13 protein-coding genes and 1 pseudogene are annotated in these 17,019 nt (G+C 67.0%); 11 read left to right on the forward strand and 3 right to left on the reverse strand.

From position 1 onward, the window contains the following. Positions 1-7: 7 nt before the first annotated feature. The 11 genes from IFT60_RS05395 (at position 8) to IFT60_RS05445 (ending at position 14,473) form a co-directional block, all read left to right on the forward strand. Positions 8-442, forward strand: a complete 435-nt coding sequence (locus IFT60_RS05395) for a DUF4124 domain-containing protein (protein WP_192050280.1) — start codon at positions 8-10, stop codon at positions 440-442. Then, positions 430-2,979, forward strand: coding sequence for an FtsX-like permease family protein (locus IFT60_RS05400; RefSeq protein WP_192050282.1), 2,550 nt, complete (start codon positions 430-432; stop codon positions 2,977-2,979). Before IFT60_RS05395 ends, IFT60_RS05400 begins: the two co-directional genes overlap by 13 nt. Next, positions 2,979-4,055, forward strand: coding sequence for a lipocalin-like domain-containing protein (locus IFT60_RS05405; protein WP_192050284.1), 1,077 nt, complete (start codon positions 2,979-2,981; stop codon positions 4,053-4,055). Before IFT60_RS05400 ends, IFT60_RS05405 begins: the two co-directional genes overlap by 1 nt. A 40-nt stretch (positions 4,056-4,095) precedes the next feature. Next, positions 4,096-5,949 carry an ABC transporter transmembrane domain-containing protein gene (locus tag IFT60_RS05410; RefSeq protein WP_192050286.1) on the forward strand — a complete coding sequence of 618 codons (1,854 nt, stop codon included), beginning with the start codon at positions 4,096-4,098 and terminating at the stop codon, positions 5,947-5,949. Between the two features lie 107 nt (positions 5,950-6,056). Then, positions 6,057-8,075, forward strand: coding sequence for a methyl-accepting chemotaxis protein (locus tag IFT60_RS05415; protein WP_192050288.1), 2,019 nt, complete (start codon positions 6,057-6,059; stop codon positions 8,073-8,075). 119 nt (positions 8,076-8,194) lie between these two features. Continuing rightward, positions 8,195-9,277 (forward strand): threonine aldolase family protein, encoded by a 1,083-nt coding sequence (locus IFT60_RS05420; protein WP_197986224.1) that lies wholly within the window; start codon positions 8,195-8,197, stop codon positions 9,275-9,277. 32 nt (positions 9,278-9,309) lie between these two features. Beyond that, positions 9,310-10,104, forward strand: coding sequence for a thymidylate synthase (thyA, locus tag IFT60_RS05425; protein ID WP_192050289.1), 795 nt, complete (start codon positions 9,310-9,312; stop codon positions 10,102-10,104). Between the two features lie 4 nt (positions 10,105-10,108). Next, on the forward strand, positions 10,109-10,777 hold the full coding sequence (locus IFT60_RS05430; protein ID WP_374000525.1) for an MOSC domain-containing protein: 669 nt from the start codon (positions 10,109-10,111) through the stop codon (positions 10,775-10,777). A 133-nt stretch (positions 10,778-10,910) separates the two neighbouring features. Beyond that, positions 10,911-11,405 carry a dihydrofolate reductase gene (locus tag IFT60_RS05435; RefSeq protein WP_192050291.1) on the forward strand — a complete coding sequence of 165 codons (495 nt, stop codon included), beginning with the start codon at positions 10,911-10,913 and terminating at the stop codon, positions 11,403-11,405. Beyond that, a complete protein-coding gene (locus tag IFT60_RS05440; protein ID WP_192050293.1) occupies positions 11,402-12,037 on the forward strand; it encodes a DUF4337 domain-containing protein in 636 nt (211 codons plus the stop codon). The genes IFT60_RS05435 and IFT60_RS05440 overlap by 4 nt, the downstream gene beginning before the upstream one ends. A gap of 180 nt (positions 12,038-12,217) precedes the next feature. Further along, on the forward strand, positions 12,218-14,473 hold the full coding sequence (locus IFT60_RS05445; protein ID WP_192050295.1) for an arginine/lysine/ornithine decarboxylase: 2,256 nt from the start codon (positions 12,218-12,220) through the stop codon (positions 14,471-14,473). Between the two features lie 319 nt (positions 14,474-14,792). Here the strand turns inward: IFT60_RS05445 and IFT60_RS05450 are convergent. The 3 genes and pseudogenes from IFT60_RS05450 to IFT60_RS05460 form a co-directional block, all read right to left on the reverse strand. After that, a pseudogene (locus IFT60_RS05450) lies at positions 14,793-15,448 on the reverse strand (cation efflux transmembrane domain-containing protein). A gap of 54 nt (positions 15,449-15,502) precedes the next feature. Beyond that, complete coding sequence (dcd, locus tag IFT60_RS05455; protein WP_192050297.1) at positions 15,503-16,069, reverse strand: dCTP deaminase; 567 nt, start codon at positions 16,067-16,069, stop codon at positions 15,503-15,505. 62 nt (positions 16,070-16,131) lie between these two features. Further along, positions 16,132-16,959, reverse strand: a complete 828-nt coding sequence (locus IFT60_RS05460; protein WP_192050299.1) for an alpha/beta fold hydrolase — start codon at positions 16,957-16,959, stop codon at positions 16,132-16,134. Positions 16,960-17,019: the final 60 nt, after the last annotated feature.

The following is a 17,019-nucleotide window of genomic DNA, read 5'->3' on the forward strand; positions in this document are numbered from 1 at the left end:
AGAGCATATGACGAGGACGATGATGGCGGCAGTGATGGTGTGCGCGCTGGCGCAGCCGGCGGCAGCGCAGACGGTCTACAAATGCACGGTCGGCGGCAAGACCAGCTACGGCGAACAGCCCTGCGCCGACGGCAAGGCAACCGCGCTCGCAGTGCCGGCGGCGCCGGCTGACGTCGACGCGGCGCGCGACCGGCTGGAACGCGACAAGGCGCGCCTGGCCGCGCTGCAAAAGGAACTCGCCGCCGATGAAGCGCGGGCCGAACGCGACAATCAACGCGTGGCGCGCGCCGCCGCGACCACGCGCCAGAAATGCGAACGCCTGCGCCTGCAAGGCAAATGGGCGCAGGAAGACGCGGCCCGCGCCGACAAGACCACGGTGGCGAGCGCACGCCTGAAGGCGAAGCGGCAGGCGGAGGCAATGGCGGTCGAATGTCCGGCCTGAACGTCCTCTCGCGTTGGCTGCTGGTGGGCGAATGGCGCGCGCATCCGGTGCGCGCCGTGCTGGCCGTGACGGCGATCGTGGTCGGCGTCGCCATGGGCTTCGCCATCCACCTGATCAACGCCGCGGCCTTTAACGAATTCTCCAGTGCGATCAAGAGCCTGTCCGGCCAGGCCGACGTCCAGGTGGCCGGGCGCGAAGCCGTGTTCGACGAAGCCATCTATCCGCGCCTGGCCGAATACGCGGGCGTGGCGCTGGCCGCGCCGGTGCTCGAAGTACAGGCAGCGATTCCCGCCGCGCGCGGCTCGCTGCGCCTGGTCGGGATCGATCCGCTGCGCGCCGGCTATATCGCGCCCGACCTGCTGGGGGTGCCGACAGAGGGGCGCGGCAGCGACATCCTGGCCGACGACAGCGTCTTCCTGTCGCCCGCCGCGCAAGCCTGGCTGAACCTGCAAACGGATGCGGCGCTCACGGCGCGCGCCGGCACGCGCGACGTCGCGCTGCGCGTGGCCGGTCCGGTGGCGCGCGCGCGGCCAGGCCAGCGCTTTGGCGTGATGGACATCGGCGCCCTGCAGTGGCGCTTCGACCAGCTCGGCAAACTCTCGCGCGTCGACCTCAAATTGCGCGACGGCGTCAACCGCGCCGAGTTCGAGGCGCGCCTGACGGCCGATCTGGAACGCGAATTCCCGGGGCGCTTCCGCGTCCAGCAGCCGAACGACAGCGACCAGCAAAGCCGCAACAATAACCTCAGCCGCGCCTACCGCGTGAACCTGACGGTGCTGGCGCTGGTCGCGCTGTTCACCGGCGCCTTCCTGGTGTTTTCGACCCAGGCGCTGTCGGTGATGCGCCGGCGCAGCCAGTTCGCGCTCTTGCGCGTGCTCGGCGTCGAACGGCGCCAGTTGCTGCGCCAGGTGCTGATCGAAGGCGCCAGCCTGGGCGTGATCGGCGCGCTGCTGGGGGTGGCGGCCGGCTATGCGCTGGCGGCGCTGGCGCTACGCTTCTTCGGCGGCGACCTCGGCGCCGGCTACTTCCCGGGCATCAAGCCGCAGGTGGTCTTCACGCCGGTCGCGGCATTCGTGTTCTTCGCGCTGGGCCTGGGCGTGGCGCTGCTCGGCTGCCTGGCGCCGGCATTCGAAGCGGCGCGCGCCAAGCCTGCCGTAGCCCTGAAGGGCGGCAACGACGAAGCGGCGCTGGCGCACTTGTCGCGCGTCTGGCCTTCGCTGGTGTGCCTGGCGCTGGCCGGCGTGTTCTCGTTCGCGCCGCCCGTGTTCGAACTGCCGCTGTTCGGCTATTTTGCGATCGCCCTGCTGCTGATCGGCGGCATCGGCCTGATGCCGCGCCTGGCCGCCGCCAGCTTCCGCCTGCTCAGCCGTCCGCTGCAACGCTCTGCCAACCCGCCGCCGGTGCTGGCGCTGACGCTCGCGCGCCTGGCGAACGCCCCCGGCCAGGCTTCGATCGCCCTCGGCGGCGTGCTTGCCAGCTTCAGCCTGATGGTCGCGATGGGCATCATGGTGGCCAGCTTCCGCATCTCGGTCGACGACTGGATGCGCCACATCCTGCCGGCCGACCTGTACGTACGCAGCAGCGCCGGCGGCAGTTCGGGCTTTTTCGGCAAGCCGGAACAGGATGCGATCGCGCGCGCCGCCGGCGGCAGCCCGGTCCAGTTCCTGCGCACGCGGCCAGTGTCGCTCGCGGCCGACCGTCCCGACGTGGTGCTGATCGCGCGCGACATCGACGCTGCCGATCCCGGTCGCCTGCTGTTCCTCGTGGGCGAATCGAACCTCGTTCCGGCCGGCGCGCGTCCGGCCTGGGTCTCGGAAGCGATGCTCGACCTGTACGGCGTGCAGGTCGGCCAAACCCTCAAGCTGCCGCTGGGCGGACGGCCCGCTTCCTTCTATATCGCCGGCGTCTGGCGCGACTACGCCAACCAGTCCGGTTCCGTCGTGGTGCGGCTGGCGGACTACCGCGCGCTCACCAACTCCCTGGAAGTGACCGATGCCGCCATCTACGCCGGCAGCGAAGCCGCTACCCATCGCATCGAGCGCGCGCTGCGCCAGCTCCCCTTCGGCGGCGCGCTGCAACTGGCGCGGCCCGGCGAGATCCGCGCCGCCAGCCTGCAGATTTTCGACCGCAGCTTTGCCGTGACCTACCTGCTGGAAGCGATCGCCATCGTCATCGGCCTGTCCGGCGTGGCCGCCACCTTTTCGGCGCAGACGCTGGCGCGCGCACGCGAATTCGGCATGCTGCGCCACGTCGGCGTGACGCGCGGGCAGGTGCTCGGCATCCTCGCCGTCGAGGGCGGCTTGCTGACCACCCTCGGCGTGGCTTGCGGCTTCGCGCTGGGACTGGTGATCAGCCTGATCCTGGTGTTCGTCGTCAATCCGCAATCCTTCCACTGGACCATGGGGCTGCACCTGCCCTGGGGCTTGCTGGGCACGGTGGCGGCGGTGCTGGTGGCGGCGTCGGTCGGCACCGCGCTGGTGTCGGGACGCTGTGCGTTATCGGGCGGGCCGGTGCGCGCCGTGCGGGAGGATTGGTGATGCGATTTGTATTTGTACTGCTGCTGTTGTTAATGCCGATGCTGGCCGGCCTGGCGCAGGCGGCGCCGCCGCAATTCGCGCCGGTGAAGCCGGGCCAACCCATGGCCTTCCCGCGCGACTACGGCGCCCATCCAGAATTTCGCACCGAGTGGTGGTACGTCACCGGCTGGCTGAAAACGGCCGCCGGCAAGCCGCTCGGCTTCCAGGTGACGTTTTTCAGGAGCCGCACCGAACACGATCCGGCCAACCCGAGCGCCTTTGCGCCGCACCAGCTGGTGATCGGCCATGCGGCGCTGTCCGATCCCGAGGTCGGGCGCCTGGTGCACGACGAGCGCAGCAGCCGCGAAGGCTTCGGGCTGGCCTGGGCCAAACCGGGCGACCTCGACGTCAAGCTCGACGACTGGCGCATGGTGCGTGGCGCGGACGGCAATTACCGCGTGACGCTCAAATCGTCGGCGATGACCTTCGAGCTGACGCTCACCCCCACCCAGCCGCCGCTGGTACAGGGCGAAGGCGGCTATTCGCGCAAGGGGCCGGCCGCGCAGCACGCGAGCTATTACTACAGCCTGCCGCAGCTGAAGGTGACGGGCGTGGCCGGACGCGCGGGCGCCACCGGGCCGGTCACGGGCAGCGCCTGGTTCGACCACGAATGGTCGAGCGAAGCACTGCAACCGGAGGCGCAGGGCTGGGACTGGATCGGCGCGAATCTCGACGACGGCTCGGCGCTGATGGCTTTCCAGATCCGCGCCAAGGACGGTGGTAAACTATGGGCGCACGCCACCGTGCGCGGGCGCGACGGCAAAGTGACCCGTTACGCGCCGGGCGAGGTGACGTTTTCTCCGCAAACGCGGTGGAAGTCGCCGCGTACCAATGCCGAGTACCCGGTCGCCACCACGATCGCGACCGGCGGCACGCGCTGGCAGATCGCACCGCTGCAGCCCGACCAGGAACTCGATTCGCGCCGCTCGACCGGCGCCGTCTACTGGGAAGGCGCGGTGACGGTCGCGCGCGACGGCGTGCCGGCGGGACGCGGCTATCTCGAGATGACCGGCTACGTGCGGCAAATGAAACTTTGAATCACCAGACAAAATAACAAGCAGAACAGCAAGCGACACGATGACCCAGCGCTCACCCAGCCCCAGTACCAGCACCAGCACCAACAATGCCAGCCCGGCTCCCGACAGCGCCGCATCCCGCAAGGGCAGCCTCGCCGCGCTCAAGGGGCTGATGCCGTTTCTTCGCCCCTACCGCCGCCAGTTCATCCTGGCCGGCATCGCCCTGCTGTTCGCGGCCGGCGCCACGCTGGCCATCCCTGCCGCCTTCAAGCAGATGATCGATCTCGGCTTCGGTGCCTCGGCCGGCGCCCAGAGCATCCGCCACGTCGACGCCACCTTCCTGGCGCTGTTCGGCGTGGCCGCCGTGCTCGGCGTGGCGACCGCCGCGCGCTTCTACATGGTGTCCTGGCTGGGCGAACGCGTCACCGCCGACATCCGCAGCGCCGTCTACCGCCACGTCGTGCACCAGAGCCCGGAATTCTTCGAGACCACGCAAACCGGCGAAGTGCTGTCGCGCCTGACCACCGACACCACGCTGATCCAGGCCGTGGTCGGCACCAGCATCTCGCTTGCATTGCGCAATACCCTGCTCTTCACCGGCGGCCTGGTGATGCTGTTCGTGACCAGCGCCAAGCTCACCGCCATCATCCTGGCTTTATTGGTGGCCGTGATCCTGCCGATCGTGCTGTTCGGGAGGCGCGTGCGCAAGCTCTCGCGCGATTCGCAAGACCGCATCGCCGACGCCTCGGCGCTGGCCGGCGAGATCCTGAACGCCATGCCGACCGTGCAGGCCTACACCCACGAAAAGATCGAAGCCGAGCGTTTCGGCACCAGCGTCGAAGGCGCCTTCAGCGCGGCCATGCAGCGCATCCGCGCGCGCTCGCTGCTGACCATGCTCGCCATCGTGCTGGTGTTCGGCACCATCGTGTTCGTGCTGTGGCTGGGCGCACACGCGGTGCTGCAGGGGACCATGACCGGCGGCGACCTCGGCCAGTTCATCCTGTACGCCTCGATCGTGGCCGGCTCGATCGGCGCCCTGGCCGAAGTGATGGGCGAAGCGCAGCGCGCCGCCGGCGCCACCGAGCGCCTGCTCGAACTGCTGGCCGCGCGCTCGGACATCCGCAACTCGGCACACCCACGCGCCTTACCGCTGCGCTCCTCGAACGGTGCAGCGCTGGCCCTGAACGACCTCACCTTTGCCTACCCGTCGCGCCAGGACACGGCGGCCCTCGATCACGTGACGCTGGCGATTCGCCCCGGCGAAACCGTGGCCGTGGTCGGCCCGTCCGGCGCGGGTAAAACCACGCTGTTCCAGCTGCTGCTGCGCTACTACGATCCGCAATCCGGTTCGATCACGCTCGACGGCGTCGACATCCGCGACCTCGACCTGCACACCCTGCGCGGCGCGATCGGCATCGTTCCGCAGGACACGGTGATCTTCTCGGCCGACGCGATGGAAAACATCCGCTACGGCCGGCCCGAAGCGAGCGACGAGGAAGTCATCGCCGCCGCCAAACTGGCTGCCGCGCACGAGTTCATCGAGCGCCTGCCGCAGGGTTACCGCTCCTTCCTCGGCGAGCGCGGCGTGCGCCTGTCCGGTGGCCAGCGCCAGCGCATCGCGATCGCGCGCGCCCTGCTGAAAAACCCGCCGCTGCTGCTGCTCGACGAAGCGACCAGCGCGCTTGACGCCGAATCCGAACGCCTGGTGCAGGGGGCGCTGGAAGCGGCGATGGTCGGCCGCACCACCGTCATCATCGCGCACCGCCTGGCGACCGTGCAGCGCGCCGACCGCATCGTGGTGATGGAAGACGGCCGCGTGGTGGAAACCGGTACCCATGCTTCGCTGGTGGCGATGAAAGGCATCTATGCCAACCTGGCGGCGCTGCAGTTTCATAATGTGCATGTCGAACATTAAAGCTGTGTCACAGGTGCGACAGAAGCCATGATCGTTTCGACATTTTTTAGTTGATGTGGGGAAACTCACTGGTAGGATCCGCAAGATCCACCTTTGCGTTTCCTCCCATGTCCAACAAATACCACCCCGCCAACTGGAACGTTGGCACCAAGATCAGCGCCTTCAGCTTTGCGCTGGTCGGCCTCATCATCGCTGCGCTCATCCTGGCGATTTCGGTCTCCACCGCCGCCCTGCTGGAAGAACGCGCCAGCGACAATATGCAGGACGAACTGCACGGCGTGGTCAACACGATCGACATGTTCAACCGCACGGTGTCGGCCGAAGCCGTCAGTTTCGGGCGCATCTTCGGCGCCGAATTCGGCGGCAGTTTCGAGGCCGATGCGACGGCGCCGATCGACATCGACGGCAAGCCGGTACCGGCGCTGAAGCACGATGGCAAGGTCCTGAACCTCGACTTCAGCGCCCCGGACCGCTTCAGCGGCGAGACCGGCGGCAACGCCACCATCTTCGTCGTCGACGGCGACGACTTCGTGCGCGTCTCCACTTCGGTGAAGAAGGAAAACGGCGAGCGCGCCGTCGGCACCCGGCTCGACCGCGCCAGCCCGGCCTATGCCGCCATCAAGGCGGGCAAGGTCTACGTTGGCCTGGCGACGCTCTTCGGCAAGCAGTTCATCACCCAGTATGCGCCGGTGCGCGACGCCGGCGGCAAGGTGGTCGGCGCGCTCTACGTCGGCGTCGACATCAGCGCCGAGGCGGCGGCCCTCAAGGAACGCATCCGCGCCATCAAGGTCGGCGACACCGGTTATTTCTACGTACTGAACGCCGCGCCCGGCAAGGGCGAGGGCGACCTGCTGGTGCACCCGACGCGGGAGGGCCAGAACATCCTCGCCGAGCGCGCGTCGAACGGCCGCGCCTTCGTCAGGGAAATCCTCGACAGGAAGACCGGCACGCTGGTCTACGACTGGCAAAACCCGGGCGAGACCGCCACGCGCGAAAAGATCGTCTCGTTCGCCTTTTTCAAGGACTGGAACTGGGTCATCGTCGGCGGCACCTACCGCGACGAAATCACGGCGCACGCCACCGCGCTGCGCAACCAGTACATCGTGTTCGGCCTGGTCGCCCTCTCGGTCTTCGCCGCCATCCTGTACGCCTTCGTGCGCGCCACCATCACCCGTCCGCTGGCCACGGCCCGCGACGCCGCGGCGCGCATCGCCGGCGGCGACCTGACGGTGCAGGTCGAACGCCGCCATGCCGACGAGATCGGCCTGCTGCTGGACGCCATGAACGGCATCAGCCGCAAGCTCTCGTCCGTCGTGGGCAAGGTGCGCGACGGCGCCGAGCAGATCGCCAACGCCTCGAACGAGATCTCGACCGGCAACCTCGACCTGTGCGCGCGCACCGAGCAGCAGGCCGGCAGCCTGGCCGCCACGTCCTCGTCGATGGGCGAACTCACCGAGACCGTGCGCCAGAACGCCGAGCACGCGCGCCAGGCCAACAGCCTGGCCGTCTCGGCCTCGACCATCGCCCAGAAAGGCGGCAGCATGGTCGGGCAAGTGGTCGAGACGATGGAATCGATCAACCAGTCCTCGCGCCGGATCGCCGACATCACCGGCGTCATCGACGGCATCGCCTTCCAGACCAACATCCTGGCCCTGAACGCCGCCGTGGAAGCGGCGCGCGCCGGCGAACAGGGACGCGGCTTTGCCGTCGTCGCCGGCGAAGTGCGCAACCTGGCCCAGCGCAGCGCGGCCGCCGCGCGGGAGATCAAGACCCTGATCGCGGCATCGAGCGCCGAGGTCGACGCCGGCCGCGACCTGGTGTCGAAAGCCGGCGCCACGATGCACGAGGTGCTCGCCAGCGTCGGCCGCGTGACCGACATCATGGCCGACATCACCGCCGCCAGCCTCGAACAAAGCAGCGGCATCGAGCAGGTCAACCGCGCGATCGGCGAGATGGACGACAGCACCCGCCATAATGCGGCGCTGGTCGAAGAGGCCAGCGCGGCGGCCCAGGCGATGCAGGACCAGGCGGCGGAACTGGCACGCGCGGTGCGCTTGTTCAGGCTGGACGAGGGTGTGGCTGCGGTCGAGGCGCCGGCGCCGCGCCTGGCGTTGACGGCGGTCTAACGCAAGGTGGGCATGCCCACCGGATCACCGCGTGATCGATGTTGGCGCATCCGACGACCACCGCCCTTCCGCGTAGCACACCTACAGTGTAAAGTGGCTTCCCCACCCAGGAGCCCACCTTGACCGACGCTGAACTCATCCGCCGCTGCGACACCGTCTTCCCCGGCCACCGCGTTCGCACGCCCGCCGACATGTACGCCGCCATGGCTGCCTGGTGCGAACAACACGGCGTCGAGCACGACGTCTACGGCGCCGGCGCCCTGATCGAGCGTTTCGAGGACAAGGTCGCCGCCCTGCTCGGCTTTCCCGCCGCCGTGTTCTGCATCAGCGGCACCATGGCCCAGGTGACGGCCCTGCGCCTGGCCTGCGCCGACCGCGGCAACGCCCCTGCCGCGCTGCACCCAACCTCCCATATCTTCGTGCACGAGCGCTCGAACTACCAGATGCTCGGCCACTTCGACGCGCTGCAGGTCGGCGACCGCAACCGCCCGTGGACGGTCGCCGACCTGGAAGCTGTGCCCGACAAACTGGGCGCCGTCGGTATCGAAATCCCGATGCGCGAGATCGGCGGCCAGGTCTCGGCGTGGGAAGAGCTGGAAGCCGTCAAGGCGCACTGCAAGGCGCGCGGCGCGCACTTGCACATGGATGGCGCACGCCTGTGGGAAGCGCAGGCCGGCTATGGCAAGAGCGCCGCCGAGATCGCGGCCGGCTTCGACTCGGTGTATGTGTCGCTGTACAAGGGCATCGGCGGCCTCGGTGGCGCGCTGCTGCTCGGGACCCGCGAATTCGTCGACCGCGCCGCCGAATGGTTCCGGCGCCAGGGCGGCAACGTGATTCACCGCTCTCCTTACATCGTGTCGGCGGCGATGCAGTTCGATGCGCGTCTGGCCGCGATGCCGGACTACTTCCGCCGCACCGAACTGCTGGTCGATCTGCTGCGCGCGCATCCGGCGATCCGCGTCAATCCAGGCAAGCCCGCCGCCAACATGCTGCACCTGCATTTGCCGGTGAGCCGCGAGCGCGCGCTGGCGATTCGCGCCGAGCTGGCCGAACGCCACGGCATCTGGCTGTTCAACCGCATCGCGAACGGCGTGCTGCCGGATACCAGCTTTTTCGAGCTGTACGTCGGCGACAACCTGCTGGGCGTTCCGGAAGCGCGCCTGCGCGAGGCGCTGGCCATCCTTGCGGATCAGTTAAAATAGCGTGCTTATTCAAGACAGCCTGAAGGACAGCAATGCGCCAATACCTCGACTTCATGCGCCATGTGAAAGAGCACGGCGCGCTCAAGACCGACCGCACCGGTACCGGCACCCTGTCCGTGTTCGGCCACCAGATGCGCTTCGACCTGACCGCAGGCTTTCCGCTGGTGACCACCAAGAAGGTGCACCTCAAGTCGATCATCCATGAACTGATCTGGTTCCTGCAGGGCTCGACCAACATCGCCTACCTGAAGCAGAACGGCGTCTCGATCTGGGACGAATGGGCCGACGCCGACGGCGAGCTCGGTCCGATCTACGGCCACCAGTGGCGCAACTGGCCGACGCCATCGGGCGCGCACATCGACCAGATCAGCCAGGTGCTCGAACAGATCAGAACCACCCCCGATTCGCGCCGCATGATCGTCTCGGCCTGGAACGTGGCCGACATCCCGCAGATGAAGCTGCCGCCCTGCCACGCCTTTTTCCAGTTCTACGTCGCCGACGGCAAACTGTCCTGCCAGCTTTACCAGCGCAGCGCCGACATCTTCCTCGGCGTGCCCTTCAATATCGCGTCCTACGCGCTGCTGACCCACATGATGGCGCAGCAGGCCGGCCTGGACGTGGGCGACTTCGTCTGGACCGGCGGCGACTGCCACCTGTATTCGAACCACCTGGAGCAGGCCGACCTGCAGCTGTCGCGCGAACCTCTGCCGCTGCCGAAACTGATCATCAAGCGCAAGCCGGAATCGCTGTTCGATTACCGCTTCGAGGATTTCGAAGTCGTCGACTACCAGTCGCACCCGGGCATCAAGGCGCCGGTGGCGGTCTAAGCGCGTGCACGCCGGCCGCCTCGAAGGGCTTGCCTGGCGCCCGGCGAAAGGCAAGCCCGCTACCGCCGACAGCCTGCGCCTGCTCGCCGGCGTCGGCATCGCCGGCGACCTCCACGCCGACGCTCTTTCGCCGCGCCAGCTGCTGCTGGCGAGCGCGTCGACCTACGGCGACCTGGGCTTGCCCGCCCAGGCATTGCGCGAAAACCTGCTGCTCGACCTCGATACCTCCCGTCTCGCTTCCGGCACCGTACTCCAGATCGGCGCGCAGGTGCGCCTACGCGTGATGTTCCAGTGCGAAGCCTGCGGCCAGCTCGATGCGATCCAGCCACGGCTGGCGGCGCGCATCGGCGCCCGGCGCGGCGTGCTGGCGCGGGTGCTGGCCGGCGGCACCATCGGGCGCGGTGACAGCATTCTCGACCTGGGCGTTCTCGAACAGCCCTGGCATGACGACTGGCGCGAGCGCGTGCGGCGCGTGCTCGATGCCGTGCCGGCCAGCGCCGTGATCGAATACCGCCAGCTCGCGCGCCTGGCCGGCATCCAGTCGAGCTATTGCCGCGCCTTTCCGCGGCTGGTGGCGAACTTGGGAGATGGCTATGCCGCGAAGGCGGTGTCGGCGCAGTCGGCGAATCCGCTGCCGCGCTGGGAAGGTGCAGGCCTGTTCGATCTGTATTAGGTAAGCCGCGCCAGTACAAAGTAACTTGACACACCGCCCCACTCGCGACACCATCTGCCCTCCTCCATTTTCACCTCGACAGGACTCCCTTCATGCCCGCTCCCGCCTCCCACCGCCACCCAGGACCAGCCCGATGACCCGCCTGACCCTGGTCGTGGCGATCGACGCGCAGCGCGGTATCGGCATCGACAACAAGCTGCCCTGGCACCTGCCTGAAGACCTGGCGCACTTCAAGCGCGTCACCCTCGGCCAGCCAATCATCATGGGCCGCAAGACCTTCGATTCGATCGGCCGCCCGCTGCCTGGCCGGCGCAACATCGTCGTCACCCGCAACGCCGGATGGCGCCACGAGGGCGTCGACGCCGTCACTTCGCTGGAGGCGGCAATCGCGCTGGCAGGCGATGCGCCGGCCAGCATCATCGGCGGCGCCCAGATTTTCGCAGCCGCCATGAGCGTCGCCGACCGCATGATCGTCACCGAAATCGACCACAGCTTCAATTGCGACACCTTCTTCCCGCCCATCGACCGCGGCGTGTGGGTCGAGACCGCGCGCGCGACCCATCGTTCGGAAGCGAACGGCTACGACTATGCCTTCGTGACCTACGAGCGCCAGGGAAGCGCGGCGTGAGCGCGCCCGCTCCACGCGGCGGCGACGGCTTCGCCGGCAAGGTGGCGGTGCTGATCGCGGTGCTGGCCACGATCGGCACCCTGTTCGGTTTCCTCGGCAGCAGCACGCACAACGACGCCTCGCTCTACAAGAGCAATGCGGCGATCGACAAGACCAGCGCCGCCAACGCCTGGAACCACTTCCAGGCCAAGTCGAACCGCCAGAACCTGGCGGAACTGGCGACCAGCATCCCCGGCGTCGATGCGGCGCGCTACCGGCGCGAGGTCGACCGCTACCGGCTCGAGAAGGAAGAGATCCGCAAGGAAGCCGAGCGCTGGGAAGCGTCGTCGAACGCGTGGAACCTGAAGTCCGACCAGGCCTTGTATCGCCATCGCCAGTGGACGCTGGCGTCGGTGGCCCAGCAGATCGCCATCTCGCTGGCGGCCGTCGCGCTGCTGGCGCGGCGCACCTGGCTGCTCACCGCCACCTGCGGCGTGGCCACCTTCGGCCTGACGCTGGGCCTGTTCGCCGCCTTGCGCGCCGATCCGATGCCGACCATGCTGATGCCGTTCGGCGCGGCGGCCGGTGCCGTGCTGCTGGCGGCGCTGGTCGGGCACTTTTCGCCACGGGCGCCAGGCCGGGATCGCGGCTGATCCACGGGCGCGGCACTGATGTGCGCCGTACCGGGACGCATCCCGGTACCCTAGTGAAAAAATCCCCACCGGACGGCGGATTTTCTGCGAAAATCCGCTTCTTATTTTTCGGTGCCGTGCTGGCAAGCCGCCCTGCGAAGGCGTCGCTTGTTCCCACGGCGCTTCGCATTGGAGCAGTCAATGAAATTTCGTTTCCCCATCATCATCATCGACGAGGACTTCCGGTCCGAGAACACGTCCGGCCTCGGCATCCGCGCCCTCGCCGCCGCGATGGAAAAGGAAGGCATGGAAGTACTGGGCCTGACCAGCTACGGCGACCTGTCGCAGTTCGCCCAGCAGCAGTCGCGCGCCTCCGCCTTTGTGCTGTCGATCGACGATGAGGAATTCGGCGGCGGCTCGGTCGAGGAAACCGATACCGCGCTGACGCGCCTGCGCGCCTTCGTGCAGGAGATCCGCCACAAGAATTCGAACATCCCGATCTATATCTACGGCGAGACGCGCACCAGCCGCCACATCCCGAACGACATCCTGAAGGAGCTGCACGGCTTCATCCACATGTTCGAGGACACGCCGGAATTCGTCGCGCGCCACATCATCCGCGAAGCCAAGGCCTATCTCGACTCGCTGGCGCCGCCCTTCTTCCGCGCGCTGGTCAACTACGCCTACGACGGTTCTTACTCGTGGCACTGCCCCGGCCACTCGGGCGGCGTCGCCTTCCTCAAGTCGCCTGTGGGCCAGATGTTCCACCAGTTCTTCGGCGAGAACATGCTGCGCGCCGACGTCTGCAACGCGGTCGAGGAACTCGGCCAACTGCTCGACCACACCGGTCCGGTCGCCAAGTCCGAGCGCAACGCCGCGCGCATCTACGGCGCCGACCACTGCTACTTCGTCACCAACGGTACCTCGACCTCGAACAAGATGGTCTGGCACTCTACCGTCGCGCCGGGCGACATCGTCGTCGTCGACCGCAACTGCCACAAGTCGATCCTGCACTCGATCATCATGTGCGGCGCGATCCCCGTATTCCTGATGCCGACCCGGAACAACCTCGGCATCATCGGCCCGATCCCGCTCGAAGAATTCACCGAAGAGTCGATCGCCCGCAAGATCGAAGCCAACCCGTTCGCGCGCGAAGCGAAGGACAAGAAGCCGCGCATCCTGACCATCACCCAGTCGACCTACGACGGCGTGGTCTACAACGTCGAGACCCTGCGCGAAATGTTGGACGGGAAGATCGAGACCCTGCACTTCGACGAAGCCTGGCTGCCGCATGCGACCTTCCACGACTTCTACAAGAACATGCACGCGATCGGCCGCGACCGCCCGCGCGCCAAGCAGTCGATGATCTTCTCAACCCAGTCGACCCACAAGCTGCTGGCCGGCCTCTCACAGGCCTCGCAGGTGCTGGTGCGCGAATCGGAATCGGTCAAGCTCGACCAGGACGCCTTCAACGAAGCCTTCCTGATGCACACCTCGACCTCGCCGCAGTACTCGATCATCGCTTCCTGCGACGTCGCCGCCGCCATGATGGAAGCGCCGGGCGGCACCGCCCTGGTCGAGGAATCGATCCTGGAAGCGCTCGACTTCCGCCGCGCCATGAAGAAGGTCGACGCCGAATACGGCGAAGACTGGTGGTTCAAGGTCTGGGGCCCGGACGTCGAAGGCGAGGAAGGCATCGGCGAGCAGAAGGACTGGATGATCCGCGCCGAGGACGACTGGCACGGCTTCGGCAACCTGGCCGAAGGCTTCAACATGCTCGACCCGATCAAGTCGACTGTCGTCACGCCGGGCCTGTCCCTGGACGGCAAGTTCGGCGAGACCGGCATCCCGGCCTCGATCGTCACCAAATACCTGGCCGAACACGGCGTGATCATCGAGAAGTGCGGGCTGTACTCGTTCTTCATCATGTTCACGATCGGGATCACCAAGGGCCGCTGGAACACGCTGGTCACCGCCCTGCAGCAGTTCAAGGACGACTACGACCGCAACCAGCCGATGTGGCGCGTGATGCCGCAGTTCGCCGCCGCCAACCCGCGCTACGAGTCGCGCGGCCTGCGCGACCTGTGCACGCAGATCCACAGCTTCTACAAGCAGTACGACGTCGCGCGCCTGACGACCGAGATGTATTTGTCGGACATGGTCCCGGCGATGAAGCCGTCGGACGCATTCGCCAAGATGGCGCGCCGCGACATCGAGCGCGTCGCCATCGAAGACCTGGAAGGCCGCACCACCGCGATCCTGCTGACGCCTTACCCGCCGGGCATCCCGCTGCTGATCCCGGGCGAGCGCTTCAACAAGATCATCGTCGACTACCTGCGCTTCGCGCGCGACTTCAACGAGCGCTTCCCGGGCTTCGAGACCGACGTGCACGGGCTGGTCAAGCGCGAGGTGGATGGCAAGCGCGATTACTTCGTGGATTGCGTGAAGCAGGACTGATTGTTGGAGTCCTGATGTGAAAAGAGGAGCCGTTGGCTCCTCTTTTTTTGGGGGTTGTAGGGTGGGCGCCCCTGTGCCCACGCGGTACGGGCGCATGCATCAACCTGCGGCTTCCGCAAGCCGACGTAAGGTGGGCGGGTCTCCCGCCCACGCGTTCAAACCGTGCTGGCATTGTAGCGACACGATTGTTCATGCGATGGTTGGACGCGTGGGCGGGAAGACCCGCCCACCTTACGGGTATGCCAGACACGGTGCGGTGCAAGGACGCGCTTATACGCGTGGGCTCGCAATTCACGCCATTGGCCTGAATTGCCCCACCCTACCGTTTTAATTCCACGATCGACGGCGCCCCAACAGCTGGCCTTCCATTCATCTCACCGCGCGCCTGCAGGATCACACTGCGCGCCGCCGTCAGGCCGAGCACACCCATCACTCCGGCCACGAGCAGATCGGGCCAGCACTCCCCGCTTTCCACACCCCGAGCGCCGCCAGCATCACGGCGACGTTCCCGATCGCGTCATTGCGCGTACACAGCCACACCGAGCGCATGTTGGCGTCTCCATGCCGGTAGGCGAACAGCAGCGCCGCCACCAGCAGGTTGGCGGCCAGCGCAGCAAGGCCGATCGCGCCCATTGTCGACGCCTGCGGCAGCGTGCCGGCCGCAAGATGCCACAAGGCGGTGGCGATCACGAACACGCCATACCCGCCCATGGTCGCGCCTTTTACCAAAGCGGTACGCGAACGCCACAGCGGCGCCAGGCCGAGCACGAACAGGGAAATGCCGTAGTTGGCGGCGTCGCCGAAGAAATCGACCGCGTCGGCCAGCAGCGAGACCGAGCCGGACGCCCAGCCGCCGAGGAGTTCGACGCCGAACATCAGCAGGTTGACGGCCAGCGCGATCCACAGGATGCGCCGGTAGGCGGGATCGACCGGCGGCTGCTTCGGAGAACAGCCGCCGCTGCAGCAATCGGCCATGGCCGCCTCCGCCAAAAATGATACAGATTACAAGACCTGCCTTCTGAAACCGTATCAGGTCTTCGGCAGCGTCACGCCGCGCTGGCCCTGGTACTTGCCGCCGCGGTCCTTGTACGAGGTCTCGCAGACTTCGTCGGATTCGAAGAACAGCACCTGGGCGCAGCCCTCGCCGGCGTAGATCTTGGCCGGCAGCGGCGTCGTGTTCGAGAACTCGAGCGTGACGTAGCCTTCCCATTCGGGTTCGAACGGCGTCACGTTGACGATGATGCCGCAGCGCGCATAGGTCGATTTGCCGAGGCAGACGGTCAGCACGTTACGCGGGATGCGGAAGTATTCGATGGTGCGTGCCAGCGCGAACGAATTCGGCGGGATGATGCAGACGTCGCTCTTGATGTCCACGAACGAATTCGAATCGAAGTTCTTCGGGTCGACAATGGTGCTGTTGATGTTGGTGAAGACCTTGAACTCGTCGGCGCAGCGGATATCGTAGCCATACGACGAGGTGCCGTAGGAAATGATGCGGCGGCCCTCTTCTTCGCGGACCTGGCCCGGTGCGAAGGGTTCGATCATGCCGGTTTCTTCCGCCATGCGGCGGATCCATTTATCGCTCTTGATTGCCATGCTCGCTTCTTTCAGGATTGCTTGTGAATCCCGCGATTTTACGCGAAAAGCGGTGCCCAGACTTATCCTTCCGCCAGCATTGGCTTTCGTTCAAGGCGCGTGCCCAGCAGGCGCCCGATCATCTGGTGCGTGAGCTGGGCCGTACGCAGCGGGTGCTCGAGCGGGTACAGATGCGAGCCTTCGGTCATCACGAAATTCTGGCCGACCAGCTTGCGCGTCGAGGCGACGCCAGCCTGGCGCAGCTCTTCCGAATGGTTCGCGCCGATGAAGCCGACCGGCACCGGGAAGCGGCGGCGGATGACGTCGCCCATGTGGTGCGGCAGCGCGTTGTAGATTGCCGTCTCGACCGCGCGGTCGAAACGCAGCTGCACGCCGTCCGCATGCGGTGCGAGACCGACGTCGAGATAGTCGTCGAGCACGCCCGGCGCCCAGGCCTTGAAGATGTCCTTCGAGTTGAAATGCTCGTGGGCGGCGGCGCGGTCCGGCCAGACATTGCGGCGCCGTTCGGAAAAGCGCGCCGGCGAAAAGCGCGAGCCTTTACCCAGCAGTTTCACCAGGCGCCAGGCCAGCGCGCGCCAGCCGGCGACCACGGGCGAATCGAGCATCACCACGCAGCGCGCCAGCTCGGGCCGGCGCGCCGCCGCCATCGTGCTCAGCATGCCGCCGAGCGAATGGCCGACCAGGATCGCCGGGCGGCCATGGCCCTCGAGCTGCGCTATCAGTTCGTCCACCAGGCCGCTCCAGCCATCGCCCACCGGGAAGCGCGGATCGTGGCCGACCATGTCGGTAAAGTGGACGTCGTAATGGCGACGCAAGCCGTCCAGCAGCTGGCGGTAGGTACCGGAGGGGAAGCTGTTACCGTGGCAGAAATGCAGCAGGGGCTTGGTCATGAAATACGCGGGACTCTCGACAGGAAGCCCCGATTGTAATGTGCCCTGCCCCCTCGCGAA

Origin of the sequence: Massilia sp. CFBP 13721, assembly GCF_014842025.1 — a bacterium.
Classification (GTDB): Bacteria; Pseudomonadota; Gammaproteobacteria; order Burkholderiales; family Burkholderiaceae_D; genus Telluria.